Genomic DNA, 18,344 nt, shown 5'->3' on the forward strand with positions numbered 1-18,344 from the left:
TCACCTACCTATTCCTTCCCTTTCTTTTTTGTCGGTGTTTTTGGGGTTGTTTTTTTTTTAATACCCCCCCCCCCCCGCGGCCCCCCCCCGCCCCCCCCCGGCGGCGCCGGCGCCCCCACGTCCGTCTCCGCGTCAGTCCCGGTCCACCGCCGTGACCAGCACCGCGACCGTCTCCGGCGGGTCCGGCAGGGCCGCCACCGCCTGCCGTACCGCGACGGCGACGTCCAACGCGCGGTAGCCGGCCGCCACGGCCAGCTGGATCAGCGCATGCCCCTCGGTGCGCCGCACCGCCCGGGTCCGGCCGCCGAGCACCGGCGCCAGCCGGGCCACCCCGGACACCGCCAGTGCCGCGGCGGCGAGCGCCTCCGGGCCCTCCGCGGCCGCACCGGCCGGCTCGGCCGTCACGGGTGGCTTCTCCGGGCGGACGGTGGTGAGCGCCGGCTCCGCCCGGCCCGCGCCGGCCTCGTCCTCCGTCAGCAGGCCCGTCACCCGCAGGTCCACCGCGGCCACCACCAGCCCCAGCCCCTGCACCGAGGTCTCCAGCAGTGCCGCCCGCACCTGGTCGGCGACGGCGGGCAGCGGCCGGTCGGCGACCGCGGCGAACTCCGCGCTGATCCGCAGCGGCCCCGGCGGCAGGGCGGTCGGTGGCGCCGGGACCACCGGGTCGTGGGCGTGCACCGGGTCGGCGACGGACAGCCGCAATGCGCCGAGCCGCACCCCGGAGGGCGTGCCGAGCGCCGCCCGCAGCGCCCCGGCGGCGGCCTGCTCGGTGATCCAGGACCCGTTCGCGGGCCCGCCCAGCGGCAGCACCCGCCCGATCCCGAGCTGCTGCCGTACCGTCTGCGCCAACTGCTCACCGGCCACCGCGTCACCCCTTTCGGTCCCCCGCCCCCAGCCTGCCGCTTACCGGCCCGTACGGCAGGGCGGTGCGCCGCACGGCGGCAGGGGGAGCACTCCGCTGCCGTATCCCCGAAAGCGGCCGGGGGCGACCCCACCTACTGTGGGAACGAAAACAGCGCGAAACGGAATGAAGCAGGTCGAAACGGATCGAAGCGCAACAAGAACGGGCAATCTCCCCTTCTTCCCGGAAAGGGACGTACGGTGATGACCGAGAGCCAGCAAGAGGACGGACCCAGGACGCCGGTCAAGCGCGGCGGCGGTGACCCCGCGACCCGTGGGCGGACCACCATCGCCGACGGCGTCGTGGAGAAGATCGCCGGCCTCGCGGCCCGGGACGTCGTCGGCGTACACGCCATGGGCAGCGGCCTGGCCCGCACGCTCGGCGCGGTCCGCGAGCGGGTGCCCGGCGGCGGCCGGGCGGCGACCGCGAGCCGCGGGGTGAAGGCCGAGGTCGGCGAGGTGCAGACCGCGCTCGACCTGGAGATCGTGGTCGACTACGGCGTCGCCATCGCCGATGTCGCACGCAGTGTCCGGGAGAACGTCATCGCCGCGGTGGAACGGATGACGGGCCTGGAGGTCGTCGAGGTCAACATCGCGGTCAGCGACGTCAAGCTCCCCGACGAAGCGGACGAAGAAGAGGAAGCGGAGCCGCGGCTCCAGTGAGCGGGCCCGTCCGGAGTGGCAGCGAAGGAGCGCACGATGAGCATGGCCGTGGCCGGTCTTCTGGCCGGAATGGCGCTGGGCTTCGCCGGATACTTCGGCGGCTTCGGCGCGTTCGTACTGGTGGCGGCGCTGGGCGCGGTCGGGTTCGTGGCGGGCCGGATCCTCGACGGGGATGTGGCGGCCCGCGAGTTCTTCCGCGCGCGCGGCGGCGAGCACGACGAACGGCGGCGGTGATCCGGGGTGGCGACGGCGTCCCCGCCCACCGCTGCCGCTGACGTACCCGCGGGTGAGCGGGGCGCGACCCGGATCGCGGACCGGGTGGTGGCCAAGATCGCCGCCCGGGCCGCCCGCGAGGCACTGCGCGAGGAGTCCCCGCGGGCCCACACGGACGCGCACGCCACGGTGGTGGTCCACCGCCGCGAGGACCTCGCCCACTTCGGCGAGGCCCGGGTACGGATCGCGGTGGAACTGGGCTACCCCTCGGACATCGGCGCGCAGTGCGGGGCGGTGCGCCGACGGGTGACCGAGCGGGTGGGGGAGTTGGCGAACATGACGGTTCCCGAGGTCGGCGTGGAGGTCGAGCGGCTGCACTCCCCGCTGCTGGAGGACCGGGGCCGGGAGAGGGTGCGATGAGCGACGACGACGCGGAGCCGGCGGAGACCCGGCGGCTGCCCACGCTCGACAAGCCGCCGGGCGGACCGGCCCGTTCCGCCACGGGCGCCACCGCCACCGGCGCCGCACACGACGGCCGCACCGGCCGCTTCTGGTCGTCCCGCCGGGTCCCGGCCGCTTTGGTGGCGGCCGTGCTGCTGGCCGCCGCCGGCCTGCTGCTCTACGACGTGGCCGCGGTGCGCGCGCACCGCTCCGCGATGGCCTGGCGCAAGTGGCTGGCCCGTGAACTGGCCACCCGTCATCTCGACGACACCTGGCTGCTGGCCGCCGCGGCCCTGGCGGCGGCGGTGGGCCTCTGGCTGATCGTGCTCGCCGTCACCCCCGGACTGCGCCGGATGCTGCCGATGCGGCCGGTGGCCCCGGACGTCCGGGCCGGCCTCGACCGCCCGGCCGCCGCACTGATCCTGCGCGACCGCGCCATGGAGGTCGCCGGTGTGCAGTCCGTACGGATGAGCGTCGGCCGGCACAAGGCCAGGGCCCGGGCGGTCTCGCACTTCCGCGAACTGGACGAGGTCCGCGCCGACCTCGACGCCGCGCTCGGTGTGGGCCTCGACCAGCTGGGCCTGGCCCACCGGTTGAGGCTGACCGTGGACGTCCGGCGTCCGAAGAAGGGATGAGCGCGATGCGCCGGACCCGCAGAAAGGCCAACCGGGTGCTGCTCGGCCTGATCGGCGTGGTGCTGTTCGGCGCCGGCGGGCTGGTGCTGCTGGGCGGGCTGGGCCTGCCCGCGGCCTGGCACCTCGGGCTGCCGGCCGGCTGGCCCTGGGCCCGCCCCGGCGACGTCCTGCTCACCGCGCACCAGCGCACCCGGTGGACCGGCCAGGGCTGGTGGTGGCCGGTGGTGATCGCCGCCCTGGCCGTCCTCGTACTGCTCCTGCTGTGGTGGCTGCTGGTCCAGTTCCGCCGCCACCGGCTCGGCGAGATCCTCGTCGACAGCGGCGACGGCGAGGGCGCGGAGCTGCGCGGGAGGGCGCTGGAGGCGGTGCTCACCGCCGAGACCGAGGCGCTGGACGGCGTCGACCGGGCCGGCGTACGGCTCACCGGCCGGCGCACCGAACCCCGCATCCGGGCGGTCCTCGCGCTCGCCCCGCACGCCGATCCCGGCCACGTCCTCGGCCGGCTGTCCGGCGAGGCGATGACCCACGCCCGGCGTTCGGCGGGGCTCGACCGGCTGCCGGCCGAGGTGCGGCTCCGCGAGGTCAAGCACCGCCCCGAACGCGTCACTTGAGGCAGGGGCGGGCCGCCGCCCGCCCCGCGGCCCCGTCAGAAGCCGTGCCGGGCCCCGCCGTCGACCGGCACCATCACCCCCGACACGTACGACGCGGCCGGCGACAGCAGGAACGCCGCGACCCGGCCGAACTCCGCGGGCGTGCCGTACCGGCCCAGCGGGATCGTCGCGGAGTTGGCGGCCCGGGTGCCCTCCGGGTCGCCGGAGAGCGCGTCGAGCTGGGTCATCCGGTCGGTGGCGATCCGGCCGGGCAGCACACCGAGGACCCGGATGCCGCGCGGCCCCACCTCATTGGCGAGCGACTTGGCGAAACCGGCCAGCCCGGGACGCAGCCCGTTGGAGACGGTCAGGCCGGCGATCGGCTCGTACACCGAGCCGGACAGCACGAAGCCGATCACGCCGCCCTCGGCCAGCTCGGCGGCGGCCGTCCGGGCCAGCCGCACCGCGCCGAGGAAGACCGACTCGAACGCCGCCTGCCACTGCTCGTCGGTGTTGTCCGCGGCCGTCCCCGGCGGCGGGCCGCCCACGCTGATCAGCACGCCGTCCAGCCGGCCGAAGCGCTCGCGGGCGGCCGCCACCAGACGGGCCGGGGTGTCCGGGTCGGCGTTGTCGGCCGCCACGCCCACGGCGCGTTCGCCCAGTGCGGCGGCGGCCTCGGCGGCGCTCTCCTCGGTGCGTCCGCTGAGCACGACGTTCGCGCCGTCGGCGACGAGTTCACGGGCGGTGGCGAAACCCAGGCCACGGGTCGCCCCGGTGACGAGGTACGTCCGGTCGGTGAGTCCAAGATCCATGGCCCTAGTCTGCCTCCGACCCGTCGAGCAGCCCGAAGGCGGTCCCCACCAGCCCGATGTGGCTGAACGCCTGCGGGCAGTTCCCCAGCTGGCGGCCGGCCGCCGGGTCGTACTCCTCCGCGAGCAGCCCCACGTCGTTGCGCAGCGACAGCAGCCGCTCGAAGAGCTGCGCCGCCTCGTCCCGCCGGCCGCTCATCCGCAGCGCGTCGGCGAGCCAGAACGAGCAGACCAGGAACGTGCCCTCACCGCCCGGCAGCCCGTCGATCGAGCCCCCGTCGGTGGTGTAGCGGCGCACCAGGCCCTCGTGCGTCAGCTCCCGGCGCACCGCCTCGATCGTGCCGCGCACCCGCGGGTCGTCACCGGGCAGGAAGCCCACCCGCGGGATGAGCAGGGTCGCCGCGTCCAGGTCCCGGGACTCGTAGGACTGGGTGAAGGTGCCGCGGTCGGCGTCGTAGCCCCGCTCGCACACCTCCCGGTGCACCTCCTCGCGCATCGCCCGCCAGCGGCCGGCCGCGCCGCCCAGCTTCGGGTTGGCCTCCAGGGCCCGGACCGCCCGGTCGGCCGCGACCCACGCCATGACCTTGGAGTGCACGAAGTGCCGGCGCGGTCCGCGGATCTCCCACAGCCCCTCGTCGGGGTCGCGCCAGTTGGACTCCAGGTACTCCATCAGCGAGCGCTGGATGCTCCAGGCGTGCGGTTCGGCCGGCAGCCCGGCGGTACGGGCGAGGTGGAAGGAGTCCAGCACCTCCCCGTAGACGTCCAGCTGGCGCTGGTCGACGGCGCCGTTGCCGATCCGTACCGGCGCCGAGTCGCAGTAGCCGGACAGCCACGGCACCTCGTACTCCGGCAGCCGCCGCTCCCCGGCCAGCCCGTACATGATCTGCAGGTCGTCCGGGGCGCCGGCCACCGCCCGCAGCAGCCAGTCCCGCCAGGCCCCGGCCTCGTCCAGATACCCGGCGGAGAGCAGGGAGTTCAGGGTGAGGCTGGCGTCGCGCAGCCAGCAGTAGCGGTAGTCCCAGTTGCGCACCCCGCCGAGCTCCTCGGGCAGCGAGGTGGTGGGCGCGGCGACGATGCCGCCGGTGGGCGCGTAGGTGAGGGCCTTGAGGACGATCAGTGAGCGGACCACCGCCTCGCGGTACGGCCCGTCGTAGCGGCACCGCGCGGCCCAGGCCTGCCAGTCCTCCAGCGTGTCGTCCAGCGCCCCGAACGGTTCGATCTGGTCCGGCCGCGGCTCGTGCGAGGGGTGCCAGGTCAGTACGAACGCGGTGCGCTCGCCCTCGGAGACGGTGAAGTCCGAGCGGGTGCTGAGGCCCTTGCCGTAGGTGTGGCCCCGCTCCGGGGTGCGCAGCCATACGGAGTCCGGGCCGGCGATCGCCACCCGGCAGCCCTCGGCGGCCCGCACCCAGGGCACCACCCGCCCGTAGTCGAACCGCAGCCGCAGCACCCCGCGCATCTCGACGTCGCCCTGGAGGCCCTCCACGATCCTGACGACGTCGGGCTGGACGTCGCGCTGCGGCATGAAGTCGGTGACCTTCACACGGCCGGTCGGGGTCTCCCAGACGGTGTCGAGGATCAGCGACTCGCCGCGGTACGAGCGGTGGGCGCGGGCCTCGGGCGCTTGCGGGGCCAGCTGCCAGTGCCCGTTGTCCTGGCTGCCGAGGAGGGCCGCGAAGCAGGCGGGCGAGTCGAAGCGGGGCAGGCACAGCCAGTCGATCGAGCCGTCGCGGCCGACGAGCGCGGCGGTCTGCAGGTCCCCGATGAGCGCGTAGTCCTCGATATGTGGGTGCACGCAGCTCGCCTTCCCGCGGTGCGGGTGGGCTACTCGGTGCTGACGGCCGACCGGGCTACTTCGCCGGAACCGCCGTTCTCCCGCGCCGTTCCTGCGACTTCGGGCGCGGTGTCCGCCCCGTCCGCCGCCGCACCGGCCTCCTCGGCCGCCTTCGCCCGGTCGCGGCGCTCCCGGCGCACCAGCACCACCCAGCCGATCGGTACCGCCGCGGCGAACAGCCACCACTGGATCGCGTACGCCATGTGCGGCCCGATGGAGTCGTGGTCCGGCTCGGGCACCAGCTCCGGCGTGCCGCCCGGCGGCTCGGGCGCGGTCTGCTCCAGGTAGCCGCCGAGCATCGGCCGGCCGGTCCGCTTCGCCTGCTCCGTGCTGTTGATCAGCATGACCTGGCGGGGCGGCAGGCCCTTGGTGTCCTTGATGCCGCTGACCGCGGTGGTCTCGTCGGCCATCATCCGGCCGGTGACGGTGACCGTGCCCTTGGGGGCCGGCGGGACGTGGGGGAACTTGGTGAGATCGTCGCCCGCCGAGATCCAGCCGCGGTTGACCAGCACGGCCTCGCCGTTGCCGAGGACCAGCGGGGTGAGGACGTAGTAGCCGATGGACTGTTCGTCGGCGGCGGTGCGCTGCCGGACCACGACCTCGTGGGCGGTGTCGTAACGGCCGGTGGCGGTCACCGGGCGCCACATGTCGCGGCGCGGCAGGTCCCGTCCGGGGGCGGCCAGGTCGGTCACCGGGACCGGCTTCGAGGCCAGGCTGGACGCGATGAGCCGGTTCTGCGCCACCTTGTGCTCATGGCGGTGCAGCTGCCAGAAACCCAGCTTGATCATGACGGGGATCAGCACGAGACCCACGAGGGTGAGGATCACCCACTGCCGGGACAACAGGAAGCGGTACACGGCTTCGACGGTACCTGGGGCGGTCCGGCCGCCGGGCGCCGGGTCCGGGAGCGCCGGCGGCCGCCGCGCGCTCACACCCGGTCGACGATGCCCACCCGCCCGTCCGACCGCGCGCAGTGCGCCCCGCAGTACCACTTGCCGTCGGCCTCGACGCCCTGGCCGATGATCTGGACCCGGCAGTGCTCACAGATCGGCGCCATGCGGTGGATGGCGCAGGAGAAACAGTCGAAGACGTGCACCGCGCCCTGCGCGTGCACCTCGAACGTCATCCCGTAGTCGTTTCCGCAGACCTCACAACGTGCCATGCGCCACAGCGTGCGGGCGGGGCCGGTGCGGGGCGAGGCGCCGGCGGGCGTGTTGGACCGGCTTCACCCGGACGCAGGCGCGGACCCGGCCGGTGCGACGTCCTGCAGCAGCTGCATGAACGCCGCCTCGTCGATCATGACCGTGCCGTACCCGGCGGCCTTGACGGTCTTGGAGGTGCGGGCGTCCGGATCGTTGGTGACCAGCAGGCTGGTCAGCCGGGACACGCTCGTGGCGACGTGCAGTCCGGCCTCGACCGCCCGGTCCTCCAGCAGCTCGCGGTCCACCGAGGTGTCACCCGAGAAGGCGACCCGCATCCCCTGGACCAGCCGCCCGCCCTCGACATAGCGCCCCGGATTGGGGTACGGGCAGGCCGGCCGCTTGCGGGACGGCCGCCAGGTGGACGGGCGGTAGGACGACGCGGCGGCGGTCCGGCGGGGCGCGGGGCTGTCCGACCACTCCGTGAGCGGCTGGCAGCTCAGCAGCGGCAGCCGCAGATTCTCCCGGGCGGCCCGCCGCAAACTGGGGCGAAACGCCTCGGCCAGCACCCGGGCGTCGTCCAGCGCGTGGTGGGCGCGTTCCTGGACGACGCCGTAATGGGCGGCCAGCGACTCCAGTTTGTGGTTGGGCAGCGGCAGCCCCAGCTCCTTCGACAGCGCGATCGTGCACAGCCGCTGGCGGACCGGGGCGACCGCCGTGGCGCGGGCGTACTCACGGGCGATCATCGACCAGTCGAACATGGCGTTGTGCGCCACCAGCACCCGGCCGTCGAGCCGCCGGGACAGCTCCGGGACGACGTCCGTGAAGAGCGGGGCGTCGGCGAGCACCGCGCTGGTGAGCCCGTGGATCCACACCGGCCCCGGGTCCCGCTGCGGGTTGACGAGGGTGTACCAGTGGTCCTGGACCTCGCCCGTCGCGTCGAGTTGGTACACGGCCGCGGAGATGATCCGGTCGTCCCGCGCCAGGCCCGTCGTCTCCACGTCGACCACCGCATACCCCTCGGGGTACCCGGACGGCCAGGGAGCCGGCGGCGACGGGGGCGTGGACGGTCCCGGCTGCTGCCCGATCTTCGGTGCGATCGGGTCGGCTGCTGCCATGCGGTCTTCGAGCATGGTCCCTGAGGATACGGGCCCGCACCGACACCGGCCGAACCCGTACCGCCGCCACAACCCGCCCGTACGGTCCGCATCCCGGCAAATAGGGCCCCTCGCCGCGGGTTTGACGCCCCGCGATCCGATCCCCCCTCAGGCCGGCAGCAGGGACGCCACCAGCGCCTCCAGCGCGACCGTGAACAGCCGCTCGGCGTCGGCCGGTGCGGCCAGCGCGCGGGCCAGCGCCGGATCGTGTTCCGCGGTGCGGGAGTCCCACAGCTCGCCCTCGCTCGGGTGCTGCGCGGGCGACCGCTCGCGGGCCCGCTCGACCAGCACGAAGCCGACGACCTGGAACTGCACCGCGCGGACCGCCTCGGCGGCCGGCCCGCCGCGCAACCCGGCGGCGTGCAGCTCATGCACCAGCGCCTGCTGCGCGGGCAGGAACATCCGCTCCGTCAGGCCCCGTTCGTGCACCATCGCGATCAGCTGCGGCCGTTCGCGCAGCGCCGCGTACAACGCCCGGGCGACCGAGACGACCCGGGCGCGCGGGGTGCGTCCGACGGGCCGGATCTCGCCCATCTCCCGGACGGTGCGCTCGACCAGCGCGTCCAGCAGGGACTCGCGGTTGCCGACGTGCCAGTAGATGGAGGTGACGGCGGTGCCCAGCTCCGTGGCCAGCCGGCGCATGGTCAGCGCGGCCGGGCCGTGCTCCCGCACCAGCCGCGCGGCGGCCGCCAGCACCTCCTCGCCGGTCAGCGCGGTACGTGTCATGACCCCCACCTATCCCGTCAACTCCCTTTCCCGCAAGGGTCTTTACCCTTCGTCCCGCTCGGTGTAACAGTGTTACAGGCGCCACTGGAACCCCCGGAAGGTCACGACCTGCGAAGGGCGGTACGACATGGCACGCATACGCTACGGAGCCCGCACCGAGGCGGAGATCGCCGCGGCGCGCACCACCGGCTCCCGGCTCCCCGACATCTGGTCCACCGGTGTGGTGGCCCTCTGGGAGAGCGATCCCGACGCGGTCGCGGCCGTACTGCCGCCGCCGCTGAAACCCTCCGGACGCCCGCTGGTCCGCGCCACCATCAGCACCGTCTCACTGCCCGGCTACCCGCTCGGCGCCGGCTCGGTCGCGGTCGCCGCCGAGCACGACGGCGTACCGGGCTGGTATCCGCTGGTGATGCCGATGACCCACGAACGGGCCCTGACCGGCGGCCGGGAGGTCTTCGGCGAGCCCAAGAAGCTCGGCGAGGTGACTCTGGAGCGCGACGGCCTGACCGTACGCGCCGCGCTCGCCCGGCACGGCATCGCCTTCGTGGAGGTGCGCGGCGCGGTGAGCGGCGCCCTGCCGGTCCCCGAGCCGTCCGGGAGGACGGACTTCTACTTCAAGTTCCTTCCCGCGGTGGACGGTTCGGGCTTCGACGTCGACCCGGTGCTGGTGCACTGCGTGCGACAGGAGAAACACCGCACCCTGGAGCGGGTCACCGGCGATGTCGTCCTCCGGGAGTCGATGTACGACCCGGTCGCCGACCTGCCCGTCCGCACCCTCGTCGGGATCACCCTCGGCGAGAAGACCAGCGACCAGCGGGGCACGGTCGTCGCGCGGGTCGACCCCGAGGCCCTGCTGCCCTACGTCCACCAGCGGTACGACGACCCGCAGCAGATCCTCGACGGGCCGCCCGAGGGGAGCGTCTGATGGACCTGCGGGCGGGACAGGTCGCGGTCGTCACCGGCGCCGCGAGCGGCATCGGCCTCGCCCTGGCGCGGCGCTTCGCCGCCGAGGGACTCCAGGTCGTCCTCGCGGACGTCGAGGAGGCGCCGCTGCGGGCCGCCGCGGACGCGCTGACGGCCGACGGCGCACAGGTCCTCGCGCACACCGTCGACGTCGGCGTGCGCGACGCGGTGCGGGGCCTCGCCGACGCGGCGTACGACGCCTTCGGCGCGGTCCATGTGTTGTGCAACAACGCGGGCGTCGGCTCCGGCGCCGAGGGCCGCATGTGGGAACACGAGGTCAACGACTGGAAGTGGGCCTTCGAGGTCAACGTCTGGGGCGTCTTCCACGGCATCCAGGCCTTCGTGCCCCGCATGCTCGCGGACGGCGCACCGGGGTACGTCGTCAACACCTCGTCCACCGACGGCGGCATCGCCCCGCTGCCGACCGCGTCCGTCTACGCCGTCACCAAGGCCGCCGTGGTGACCCTGACGGAATCGCTCTACGCCCATCTGAAGGCGGAGGGCGCACCCGTCGGGGCGTCGGTGCTCTTCCCCGGCCCGCACATGCTGCGCACCGGCCTGTGGGAGTCGCACCGCAACCGGCCCGCCCGCTACGCCAAGGAGAAGCCGCGCCGGACGCCCTACCGCAGCCTCGGCCAGTGGGAGGCCGCGATGAAGGAGGCCGGGCAGGAGATCGCGTTCACCCCGGTCGAGGAGGTCGCCGACGCCGTGGTGGACGGGATCCGGGCGGACCGGTTCTGGATGCTGCCGCCCGGCGAGCACAGCGACGGGCAGATCAGGGCCCGGGCGCGGTCGATGCTCGACCGGTCCGCCCCGTCGTACCTCGAACGCTTCATCCTGGACTGAGGGGTGTGTGATGACCGACCAGGACCCGTACCTGATCATCTCCTCCGACTGCCACGCCGGGTTGCCCACCGAGGAGTACCGGCCCTATCTGGAGCGCCGGTTCCACCGGGCCTTCGAGGACTTCCTCGGGGAGCGCGACGCCCGCCGGGAGGAGGCCACCCGCCTCGGCATCCGCAACGACGCGTTCGCCGCCCGGTGGTTCGCCGACCACGAGGAGGGCCTGCGCGGCGGCTGGGACCCCGCCCAGCGCCTCAAGGAGCTCGACGGCGACGGCGTCGCGGCGGAGGTCGTCTTCCCCGACGCGGACGCCGTGGACAGCCGGACCGCCGCGCCCTTCGGCGTGGGGCTCGGCCTCTCCGGCGACCAGGACCCCGAACTGGGCATGGCGGGCGCCCGGGCCCACAACCGCTGGCTCGCCGAGTTCGTCTCCGCACACCCCGAACGGCACTGCGGCGTCGCCCTGTTGCCCATCACGGCGGAGCCCGACGAGGTCGTCGCGGAGATCCACCGCGCCAAGGAGTCCGGCCTCGGCGCCCTGATGATCCCCTCCATGTGGGCGGACAAGGCGCCCTACCACGACCGCCGTTACGACCCCGTCTGGGCGGCCGCCGCCGGGTGCGCGATGCCGGTGGTCACCCACTCCGGGGCCGCGCCCCGCCATGAATACGGCGACCACCTGGGCATCTTCGTCTCCGAGGTGACGTGGTGGCCGGCCCGGCCGCTGTGGTTCCTGCTCTGGTCCGGCGTCTTCGAACGCCACCCGGGTCTGAGGTTCGGTGTCGCGGAGTCGGGCTGCTGGTGGCTGCCGAACCTGCTGTGGTTCATGGACCGCCTCTACCTGGGCGCCCACGGCGGCAAGAAACTCAGTCCCTTCGCGGAGTTGAAGCGCCCGCCCCACGAGTACCTCGACCGCCAGGTCTTCGTCTGCGCCACCAACACCAAGCGCCGCGAACTCGCCCAGCGCTACGAGATCGGCGTCGACAACATCCTCTGGGGCAGCGACTTCCCGCACCCCGAGGGCACCTGGCCGGACACCCGGCGGTGGCTGCGCGACACCTTCCACGACATCCCGGTCGCCGAGACCCGCCGGATGCTCGGCCTGGCCGCGGCCGAGGTCTTCGGCTTCGACCCGGACGCGCTCGCCCCGCTGGCCCGCCGCATCGGCCCGACACCCGCCGAACTCGGCCAGCCCGACGACCAGTTGGCCGTCGAGGTGGCCTGGGCCCGCTCCCGCGCCGCGGGCCGCCACTGGCTCACCGGCCACGACTTCCCGGTCCTGGGAACGGAGTGACGACGATGACTGCACCCATGAGCAAGACCACGACGACCACGGCGCCCACGGCGACCGAGGAGCGCTACACCGTCATCTCCGCCGACTGCCATGCCGGCGCCGACCTGCTCGACTACAAGCCGTACCTGGAGTCCCGGTACCACGACGACTTCGACGCCTGGGCGGCGACCTACGTCAATCCGCACGAGGACCTGCTCGCCGACACCGCCGACCGTAACTGGAACTCCGCCCGCCGGCTCGCCGAACTGGAGGCCGACGGCATCGTCGCCGAGGTCGTCTTCCCCAACACCATCCCGCCGTTCTTCCCCAGCGCCTCCCTCATGGCGCCGCCGCCCACCGGTACCGAGTTCGAACTGCGCTGGGCCGGCCTGCGGGCGCACAACCGGTGGCTCGCCGACTTCTGCGCCGAGGCCCCCGGCCGCCGGGCCGGCGTCGCCCAGATCCTCCTCCACGACGTGGAACGGGCCGCCCGGGAGGTCCGCCGCACCAAGGAGGCCGGCCTCACCGGCGGCGTCCTGCTCCCCGGCACCCCGCCCGGCTCCGGCCTCCCCGAACTCCACTCCACGGTCTACGACCCGCTCTGGGCGGTCTGTGACGAGCTGCAGGTCCCGGTCAACCACCACGGCGGCTCGGCCTCCCCGCCGCTCGGCGACGAACCGGCCGCCCGCGCGGTCTTCATGGTCGAGACGACCTGGTTCTCGCACCGCGCCCTGTGGCACCTGATCTTCGGCGGCGCCTTCCGCCGCCACCCCGGCCTCCGGCTCGTCCTGACGGAACAGGGCTCGGGCTGGATCCCCGGCGTCCTGGACATGCTGGACTACTACCACGGCCGGCTGGTCGCCGCGGCGTCCCGGACCGCCACCACGGCGGAGTCCCGGTTCGGCGCCGGTCTGGCCGCCACCATGGACGACACCCCGGCCGCCGTCTGGCGCGACCACTGCTACGTCGGCGCCAGCTTCATGCGCCCGCACGAGGTCCCGCTGCGCCACCGCATCGGCCTCGACAAGATCATGTGGGGCAGCGACTACCCGCACGACGAGGGCACCCACCCCTACTCCCGCGAGGCCCTCCGCCTCGCCTACGCGGATCTGCCCCCCGAAGAGACCGCCGCCTTCCTCGCCACCAACGCCGCCCGCGTCTACGGCTTCGACCTCGCCCACCTGGCCCCCATAGCCGCCCGCGTAGGCCCCACCGTCACCGAACTCACCCACCCCCTGGACCAGATCCCCCCGGCCGCCACCAGCCCGGCCTTCGCCCGGGGAGGGTCGGTGCGGGTGTGGTGAGGGAAAGCCCGCGAGCCCGTCGTCCGGCCGGCGTCGTCCCCTAGTCTCGCGCGTATGACTCCCGAGGAGGCACCCGCGGCCGAGATGCCCATCGCCCACGACGAGGACGACGGGGCCGCCGCCCGGCAGGCGTCCGGCCCCCGCCCCGAAGAGGCCGATCGCCTGCGGCGCGCCCAGGCGCTTGCCGCGTCGCGCCGGCTGGCGCAGGACGGCGCGATCGACCTCGATCTGCTGAGGGACAAACGCCGCTACCGCCCCGGCCCGCGGCTGTGAGGGTGGCCGGCCACCTCGCCCCCAGCCGGGCCGGGCACCGACCGCCCCGCCGTCACCCGTCCAGCACCCGCGCCTCCTGCGCCACCTCCCGCACCGTGCCGTCCGGGCCGGGAGTCACCCGGTGCAGGGTGGCTCCCGGGGTGCGGGTCACCACATCCACCAGGCGGCCGGCGGAGAACAGGCCGGCCGCGCCGTCGTCGACCGCCCAACCGGCGGGCAGGGCACGGCTCTTGACGGCCGCCAGGTAGCCGGGGCGGCGTTCCGGCTCGGTGTCGTAGTGCGGGCACAGGCTGCCCGGCAGCAGGCCCAGGCCGTCGGTGAGCGGGGCCGGCGGGCCGAAGGAGTCGGAGAAGGCGCTCTCGAACCAGCAGCAGGCGCCCGCGCTGATGCCGCACAGCAGGACGCCCGCCGCGTACGCCTCGCGCAGCACCGCGTCCAGGCCGTGCAGCCGCCAGACGGCGAGCATGTTGGCGGTGTTGCCGCCGCCGACGTAGACCACGTCCTGCGCCAGGACGAACGCCCGCAGATCGCTCACCGTGCGGCGGAACAGCTCCAGATGGCCGGTCTCGCAGTCCCGCGCGGCGAACGCGGTGTGGAACTTCTCGATATAGCCGGGGGCGTCGCCGCTGGCCGTGGGCAGGAAGCAGACCTTCGGCCGCGGCCGCCCGGCGGCGGCGAGCACGAAGTCGTCGAGCAGGGTGTCGGGGTCGTCGGAGAATCCGCCGCCGAGGACGGCGAGGGTGGGTGCGGTCGGCATCGGACCTCTCGGTCATCATCGTCAGCTGACATCACGTCTCACATACTTCTGAGTAACAACCCCTAGCGGCACCCCCGTCCACGCCTTTATGGTGCGGGCATGCCGCACCTGCCCGATGTCGTGTTGTGGTCCGTACCGGCCTTCGTCCTGCTCACCGTGGTGGAGATGGTGAGCTATCGCCTGCATCCCGACGAGGACGCGGCGGGCTATGAGGTCAAGGACGCGGCCACCAGCGTCGGCATGGGACTGGGCAGCCTGGTCTTCGACGCGCTGTGGAAGATACCCATCGTCGCGATCTACGCCGCGATCTACGAACTCACCCCGCTGCGTATCCCCGTGCTGTGGTGGACGCTGCTGCTGATGCTGCTCGCCCAGGACTTCTTCTACTACTGGTCGCACCGCGGCCACCACGTCATCCGCATCCTGTGGGCCTGCCACGTGGTGCACCACTCCAGCGAGAAGTTCAACCTCACCACCGCCCTGCGCCAGCCCTGGACGACCTGGACCGTCTGGCCGTTCTACGTGCCGATGGTGGCGCTCGGCGTACATCCGGCCGTGGTCGCCTTCACCTCCGGCGCCAATCTCGTCTACCAGTTCTGGGTGCACACCGAACGCGTCGGCAAACTGCCCCGCCCCTTCGAGTTCGTCCTCAACACCCCCTCCCACCACCGCGTCCACCACGCCTCCCAAGGCGGCTACCTGGACCGCAACTTCGGCGGGATCCTGATCATCTGGGACCGGATGTTCGGCTCGTTCGTCCCCGAGACCGAGCGGCCCGTCTACGGCCTGACCAAGAACATCGGGACCTTCAACCCGCTGCGGGTGGCCACCCATGAGTACGCCGCCATCGCACGGGACGTACGGGCCGCGGACAGCTGGGCCGAGCGGGCCGGGCGGATCTTCCGCGGCCCGGGCTGGTCCCCGGCCGCCCGGCGGCCCGGGACGGACCCGGCCCCCGGCGCCCCCGCCGCCGCGCCCGCCTCGGTCGAGGAGACCGTCGCGTGACGCCCCGCCGGCCCGGGGCCGTCCGGCCCCTGCTGGCCGCCTTCGCCGTGCTCGCCGTCGTCCACCTCGGTGCCCTGCTCACGGGCGCGAGCCTCGTCGGCCACCTCACCAAACCCGCCCTGATGCCGGTCCTCGCCGCGTACGTCCTCGCCCGCGGCGGCCCCGTACTGCTCGCCGGGGCGCTGCTGTTCGGCTGCGGCGGCGACACCTTCCTCCAGATCGGCGGGCACGGCGGAGGCGTGGTCTTCCTGGTGGGGATGGGCTCGTTCGCCGCCGGGCACGTCTGCTACCTGCTGCTGTGCGGGCGCCACGGCAGCCCGCCGGGCGGCCGGGCCCGTACCGCGACGTTCGCCGGCGGCTACGCCCTCGCGCTGGTCGGCACCGTCGCGCTGCTGTGGCCGGGCCTCCCGGCCGACCTGCGGATCCCGGTCGCCGGATACAGCCTGCTGCTCACCGCGATGGCCTTCGGCGCGCTGCGCGCGGGCCCGTGGGCGGCGGCCGGCGGACTGCTCTTCCTGCTCTCCGACACCCTGATCGCCTCCGGTATCGCCCACTGGCCGCAGCTGCCGGTCCCGCAGTTCTGGATCATGCTCACCTATACGGCGGCGCAACTCGCCCTGGCCGAGGGCGTGCTGCGGGCGGCCGCCGAACGGCAAGGGGCCGGGCGCCCGAGCGCCCGGCCCCCGCAGACGGTCACCGCCTGAGCCGCTTCCCGGCGAGGTCCTCCCGGTGACGGTTCGGCGGCGCCGTCCCGGTTACTTCTTCACCGCGTCGAGCGCGTCGACGATCCCGTAACCGAAGTGGCTGTTGATGTGCTGCGTGCCGGTGCAGGTGGTCTCACCCGTGGGGCAGCCGGGGTTGTCCGCCTGCTCCTTGAGGAGCCACTGGATCTCCTGCGGGCTGGACCTGGGGTGGGCGCTCTTCAGCAGCGCCGCGACGCCCGCCACGTGCGGGGTGGCCATGGACGTGCCCGCCAGGTAGGCCCAGTCGCCGCCCGGCATGGTGGAGAGGATGTTGCCGTTCTTGGCCGGCAGGTCGGGCACCTGCTTCGAGTCGCCGCCCGGCGCGGCCACGTCGATCTGGCCCAGGCCGTAGTTCGAGTAGCCGGACTTGAGCTTGTGCACACCGGTCGCCGCGACCGTCACCGTGCCCGGCAGCTGGGTGGGCACGTCCCAGCACGTCTTCGGGTTGATGGTGCGCTCGACGGGCGTGGAGTCGTTCGGGCTGGAGGCGTCCGGCAGCTTCGCGGCCGCCAGATCGAGGTCGGAGTTGCCCGCGGCGGCGACGTTGAGCACGCCCTTGCGCTGCGCGTAGCTCGCCGCCCGGCCGACCGCGTCAACGATGGCGGCCTGGTCGGCGTCATCCTTGCAGTTGAACATCCACGGGTCGACGTAGTAGCTGTTGTTGGTGACCGCCACGCCGTGGTCGGCCGCGAAGACGAAGGCGCACACCACGCTCTCGGCGTAGAACAGGCTCGTCTCCGGCTCGCTGACCTTGATGGCGGAGACCTTCACGCCCGGGGCCACACCGGCCACCCCGACGCCGTTGCGGGCCGCGGCGATCGTGCCGGCGACATGCGTGCCGTGGTAGTCGCTGGCCGGGTCCCAGGGCCGCCAGGCCCCCTTGGACGTATCGGCCACGCCGCCCACGCAGTTGGCGGACTGCTTCGCGGAGAAGTTGGGCTTGAGGTCCGGGTGGGTGTCGTCCACACCGGTGTCGATGACGGCGACGGTGACCTTCCGGCTGCCGGGGTTCACCTTCGCGGCCCGGTCGGCCTTGATGGCGGGGAGGTCCCACTGCAGCGGTTCGAGCGGCTCCTCACCCTTCGCCTTCGCGGTCCGGCCGGCCGCCGCGAGCTGGGACCTGGACAGGTCCACCTTCTGCGGTTTGCCGACGTCGGTGGTGCCCGACGCCTTCAGCGGCGCGGTACGGCTCGCGCCCGCCGACGCCACGCCCGGCACGGTGCGCACGGAGGCGGCGAACTGCGGATTGGCCGAGTGGACGACGATCACGCCTATCTTCTCGTGGGCGACGATCACCTTCCCGCCGGCCCGGGCTATCGCCTTCTCGACCTTGCCGACCGTGGCATGGTCGGGCGTGGTGTTCACGACGTACGACAGCAGCGGGCCGTCGGCCGCGGCCGGGGCGTCCTGCGGCGCGGCGGTGGCCGCGGGGGAGAGGAAGCCGAGGGACGCCGTCAGAGCCAGCCCGAGCGGTACGGCCAGCGCCCGCATGCGTCTGGATCGGGGATGAGCCATGGGTACTCCACATCATCCGTGAGCCGCCCGTGCGCGGGTTTGCGCACGGGCGGGTGCAATGAGACGTGAAGTTATCGGCGATCACTCGGGTGCAGCAATGGAAATCGGAGAAAAAACCGGGCGAAAACCGTACCGGGGCGAGAGCGGTACGAGCTTGTGGCGACCGGAGGTTGACGTACCGTCACCCGCGCCGGCGGTCAGTCGGTACGGCGCAGGGTGGCGATGCTCAGCGGCGGCAGCGGGATCCGCCGGCCGTACCAGCGGCGCACGGCGGGGGCCGCACCCGGCCGGGGCTCCGACGGGGCGGTGACGAGCGGCGCGGGCAGCCGGACGCTGCCGTAAGGGCGCCGACGGGGAGTGGCGGGCTGCGGGGCCTGTGAGGGCGGCGGGTTCACACCGGGCTCAACGAAGAGCCCCGCGCGCGGTGGCGGGCGGTGCGGCCATCCACCGGACTTTTCCTCAGGGTTTCCACCGGCGGCCCCCTGTCGGATCGGTTGGCACGGCTCTACGATGCGTGATCCACGTCACTTACGTGAGCTTTATTGTCGGCCCGGGCCGACCGTG

General features: G+C 73.6%; 22 protein-coding genes. 12 read left to right on the top strand and 10 right to left on the bottom strand.

Annotated features, from left to right (window positions below):
* Positions 1 to 132: 132 nt before the first annotated feature.
* Positions 133 to 864 carry a hypothetical protein gene (locus ACFV1J_RS24710; RefSeq protein ID WP_385861368.1) on the bottom strand — a complete coding sequence of 244 codons (732 nt, stop codon included), beginning with the start codon at positions 862 to 864 and terminating at the stop codon, positions 133 to 135.
* 240 nt (positions 865 to 1,104) lie between these two features.
* On the opposite strand from ACFV1J_RS24710, the gene ACFV1J_RS24715 reads away from it, so the two are divergent.
* Genes ACFV1J_RS24715 through amaP form a run of 5 tightly spaced genes read left to right on the top strand, consistent with a single transcriptional unit; the run spans position 1,105 to position 3,463 of the window.
* The gene (locus ACFV1J_RS24715; protein ID WP_265363248.1) at positions 1,105 to 1,563 is read left to right on the top strand and encodes an Asp23/Gls24 family envelope stress response protein; all 459 of its coding nucleotides are present in this window, start codon (positions 1,105 to 1,107) and stop codon (positions 1,561 to 1,563) included.
* Between the two features lie 36 nt (positions 1,564 to 1,599).
* Complete coding sequence (locus ACFV1J_RS24720; RefSeq protein WP_385861371.1) at positions 1,600 to 1,797, top strand: hypothetical protein; 198 nt, start codon at positions 1,600 to 1,602, stop codon at positions 1,795 to 1,797.
* 6 nt (positions 1,798 to 1,803) lie between these two features.
* Positions 1,804 to 2,196, top strand: a complete 393-nt coding sequence (locus tag ACFV1J_RS24725; RefSeq protein ID WP_385861373.1) for a hypothetical protein — start codon at positions 1,804 to 1,806, stop codon at positions 2,194 to 2,196.
* The gene (locus tag ACFV1J_RS24730; protein WP_385861374.1) at positions 2,193 to 2,852 is read left to right on the top strand and encodes a DUF6286 domain-containing protein; all 660 of its coding nucleotides are present in this window, start codon (positions 2,193 to 2,195) and stop codon (positions 2,850 to 2,852) included. The genes ACFV1J_RS24725 and ACFV1J_RS24730 overlap by 4 nt, the downstream gene beginning before the upstream one ends.
* Before the next feature lie 5 nt (positions 2,853 to 2,857).
* Positions 2,858 to 3,463 (top strand): alkaline shock response membrane anchor protein AmaP, encoded by a 606-nt coding sequence (amaP, locus tag ACFV1J_RS24735; protein ID WP_385861479.1) that lies wholly within the window; start codon positions 2,858 to 2,860, stop codon positions 3,461 to 3,463.
* A gap of 35 nt (positions 3,464 to 3,498) precedes the next feature.
* On the opposite strand, the gene ACFV1J_RS24740 is transcribed toward amaP, so the two are convergent.
* The 6 genes from ACFV1J_RS24740 to ACFV1J_RS24765 all read right to left on the bottom strand — a co-directional run bounded on the left by ACFV1J_RS24740 (position 3,499) and on the right by ACFV1J_RS24765 (position 9,104).
* Positions 3,499 to 4,254, bottom strand: a complete 756-nt coding sequence (locus ACFV1J_RS24740) for an SDR family oxidoreductase (protein ID WP_385861376.1) — start codon at positions 4,252 to 4,254, stop codon at positions 3,499 to 3,501.
* A 4-nt stretch (positions 4,255 to 4,258) separates the two neighbouring features.
* Positions 4,259 to 6,043 carry a glycoside hydrolase family 15 protein gene (locus tag ACFV1J_RS24745; RefSeq protein ID WP_385861377.1) on the bottom strand — a complete coding sequence of 595 codons (1,785 nt, stop codon included), beginning with the start codon at positions 6,041 to 6,043 and terminating at the stop codon, positions 4,259 to 4,261.
* Positions 6,044 to 6,072: 29 nt separating this feature from the next.
* Positions 6,073 to 6,939, bottom strand: coding sequence for an SURF1 family protein (locus tag ACFV1J_RS24750; RefSeq protein WP_385861379.1), 867 nt, complete (start codon positions 6,937 to 6,939; stop codon positions 6,073 to 6,075).
* Between the two features lie 71 nt (positions 6,940 to 7,010).
* On the bottom strand, positions 7,011 to 7,244 hold the full coding sequence (locus ACFV1J_RS24755; RefSeq protein WP_077192103.1) for a hypothetical protein: 234 nt from the start codon (positions 7,242 to 7,244) through the stop codon (positions 7,011 to 7,013).
* A 63-nt stretch (positions 7,245 to 7,307) separates the two neighbouring features.
* Positions 7,308 to 8,354 carry a DEDDh family exonuclease gene (locus tag ACFV1J_RS24760; protein ID WP_385861381.1) on the bottom strand — a complete coding sequence of 349 codons (1,047 nt, stop codon included), beginning with the start codon at positions 8,352 to 8,354 and terminating at the stop codon, positions 7,308 to 7,310.
* Positions 8,355 to 8,486: 132 nt separating this feature from the next.
* The gene (locus ACFV1J_RS24765; RefSeq protein WP_385861383.1) at positions 8,487 to 9,104 is read right to left on the bottom strand and encodes a TetR/AcrR family transcriptional regulator; all 618 of its coding nucleotides are present in this window, start codon (positions 9,102 to 9,104) and stop codon (positions 8,487 to 8,489) included.
* Positions 9,105 to 9,231: 127 nt separating this feature from the next.
* On the opposite strand from ACFV1J_RS24765, the gene ACFV1J_RS24770 reads away from it, so the two are divergent.
* Genes ACFV1J_RS24770 through ACFV1J_RS24790 form a run of 5 tightly spaced genes read left to right on the top strand, consistent with a single transcriptional unit; the run spans position 9,232 to position 13,760 of the window.
* Positions 9,232 to 10,029: an acetoacetate decarboxylase family protein gene (locus tag ACFV1J_RS24770; protein ID WP_385861385.1), complete on the top strand. Its 798-nt coding sequence runs from the start codon at positions 9,232 to 9,234 to the stop codon at positions 10,027 to 10,029.
* Positions 10,029 to 10,913 carry an SDR family NAD(P)-dependent oxidoreductase gene (locus tag ACFV1J_RS24775; RefSeq protein WP_385861387.1) on the top strand — a complete coding sequence of 295 codons (885 nt, stop codon included), beginning with the start codon at positions 10,029 to 10,031 and terminating at the stop codon, positions 10,911 to 10,913. Before ACFV1J_RS24770 ends, ACFV1J_RS24775 begins: the two co-directional genes overlap by 1 nt.
* 10 nt (positions 10,914 to 10,923) lie before the next feature.
* Positions 10,924 to 12,204, top strand: a complete 1,281-nt coding sequence (locus ACFV1J_RS24780) for an amidohydrolase family protein (protein ID WP_385861389.1) — start codon at positions 10,924 to 10,926, stop codon at positions 12,202 to 12,204.
* Between the two features lie 5 nt (positions 12,205 to 12,209).
* Positions 12,210 to 13,487, top strand: a complete 1,278-nt coding sequence (locus ACFV1J_RS24785) for an amidohydrolase family protein (RefSeq protein WP_385861391.1) — start codon at positions 12,210 to 12,212, stop codon at positions 13,485 to 13,487.
* Between the two features lie 54 nt (positions 13,488 to 13,541).
* Positions 13,542 to 13,760 carry a type II toxin-antitoxin system VapB family antitoxin gene (locus ACFV1J_RS24790; RefSeq protein WP_385861393.1) on the top strand — a complete coding sequence of 73 codons (219 nt, stop codon included), beginning with the start codon at positions 13,542 to 13,544 and terminating at the stop codon, positions 13,758 to 13,760.
* 52 nt (positions 13,761 to 13,812) lie between these two features.
* Here the strand turns inward: ACFV1J_RS24790 and ACFV1J_RS24795 are convergent, their stop codons facing one another.
* On the bottom strand, positions 13,813 to 14,517 hold the full coding sequence (locus ACFV1J_RS24795; RefSeq protein WP_385861395.1) for a Type 1 glutamine amidotransferase-like domain-containing protein: 705 nt from the start codon (positions 14,515 to 14,517) through the stop codon (positions 13,813 to 13,815).
* A gap of 99 nt (positions 14,518 to 14,616) precedes the next feature.
* On the opposite strand from ACFV1J_RS24795, the gene ACFV1J_RS24800 reads away from it, so the two are divergent.
* Both ACFV1J_RS24800 and ACFV1J_RS24805 read left to right on the top strand, forming a co-directional pair.
* A complete protein-coding gene (locus ACFV1J_RS24800; protein WP_385861397.1) occupies positions 14,617 to 15,522 on the top strand; it encodes a sterol desaturase family protein in 906 nt (301 codons plus the stop codon).
* Positions 15,519 to 16,226, top strand: coding sequence for a lysoplasmalogenase (locus ACFV1J_RS24805; protein ID WP_385861399.1), 708 nt, complete (start codon positions 15,519 to 15,521; stop codon positions 16,224 to 16,226). The genes ACFV1J_RS24800 and ACFV1J_RS24805 overlap by 4 nt, the downstream gene beginning before the upstream one ends.
* Positions 16,227 to 16,277: 51 nt before the next feature.
* Here ACFV1J_RS24805 and ACFV1J_RS24810 read toward each other — a convergent pair whose 3' ends face one another.
* Positions 16,278 to 17,780, bottom strand: coding sequence for a S8 family serine peptidase (locus ACFV1J_RS24810; protein WP_385861401.1), 1,503 nt, complete (start codon positions 17,778 to 17,780; stop codon positions 16,278 to 16,280).
* Between the two features lie 197 nt (positions 17,781 to 17,977).
* Positions 17,978 to 18,175 carry a hypothetical protein gene (locus tag ACFV1J_RS24815; protein WP_385861403.1) on the bottom strand — a complete coding sequence of 66 codons (198 nt, stop codon included), beginning with the start codon at positions 18,173 to 18,175 and terminating at the stop codon, positions 17,978 to 17,980.
* Between the last annotated feature and the right edge of the window lie 169 nt (positions 18,176 to 18,344).

Origin of the sequence: Streptomyces sp. NPDC059649 (genome assembly GCF_042734445.1) — a bacterium.
Taxonomy (GTDB): domain Bacteria; phylum Actinomycetota; class Actinomycetes; order Streptomycetales; family Streptomycetaceae; genus Streptomyces.

Bases quoted from the DNA above. Each gene is read 5' to 3' on its own strand.
- ACFV1J_RS24755 (WP_077192103.1), bottom strand. From the start codon at position 7,244: ATGGCACGTTGTGAGGTCTGCGGAAACGACTACGGGATGACGTTCGAG.
- ACFV1J_RS24780 (WP_385861389.1), top strand. From the start codon at position 10,924: ATGACCGACCAGGACCCGTACCTGATCATCTCCTCCGACTGCCACGCC.
- ACFV1J_RS24790 (WP_385861393.1), top strand. From the start codon at position 13,542: ATGACTCCCGAGGAGGCACCCGCGGCCGAGATGCCCATCGCCCACGAC.
- ACFV1J_RS24800 (WP_385861397.1), top strand. From the start codon at position 14,617: ATGCCGCACCTGCCCGATGTCGTGTTGTGGTCCGTACCGGCCTTCGTC.
- ACFV1J_RS24810 (WP_385861401.1), bottom strand. From the start codon at position 17,780: ATGGCTCATCCCCGATCCAGACGCATGCGGGCGCTGGCCGTACCGCTC.
- ACFV1J_RS24770 (WP_385861385.1), top strand. From the start codon at position 9,232: ATGGCACGCATACGCTACGGAGCCCGCACCGAGGCGGAGATCGCCGCG.
- ACFV1J_RS24730 (WP_385861374.1), top strand. From the start codon at position 2,193: ATGAGCGACGACGACGCGGAGCCGGCGGAGACCCGGCGGCTGCCCACG.
- ACFV1J_RS24720 (WP_385861371.1), top strand. From the start codon at position 1,600: ATGAGCATGGCCGTGGCCGGTCTTCTGGCCGGAATGGCGCTGGGCTTC.
- ACFV1J_RS24785 (WP_385861391.1), top strand. From the start codon at position 12,210: ATGACTGCACCCATGAGCAAGACCACGACGACCACGGCGCCCACGGCG.
- ACFV1J_RS24715 (WP_265363248.1), top strand. From the start codon at position 1,105: ATGACCGAGAGCCAGCAAGAGGACGGACCCAGGACGCCGGTCAAGCGC.
- ACFV1J_RS24795 (WP_385861395.1), bottom strand. From the start codon at position 14,517: ATGCCGACCGCACCCACCCTCGCCGTCCTCGGCGGCGGATTCTCCGAC.
- ACFV1J_RS24740 (WP_385861376.1), bottom strand. From the start codon at position 4,254: ATGGATCTTGGACTCACCGACCGGACGTACCTCGTCACCGGGGCGACC.
- ACFV1J_RS24775 (WP_385861387.1), top strand. From the start codon at position 10,029: ATGGACCTGCGGGCGGGACAGGTCGCGGTCGTCACCGGCGCCGCGAGC.
- ACFV1J_RS24765 (WP_385861383.1), bottom strand. From the start codon at position 9,104: ATGACACGTACCGCGCTGACCGGCGAGGAGGTGCTGGCGGCCGCCGCG.
- amaP (WP_385861479.1), top strand. From the start codon at position 2,858: ATGCGCCGGACCCGCAGAAAGGCCAACCGGGTGCTGCTCGGCCTGATC.
- ACFV1J_RS24760 (WP_385861381.1), bottom strand. From the start codon at position 8,354: ATGCTCGAAGACCGCATGGCAGCAGCCGACCCGATCGCACCGAAGATC.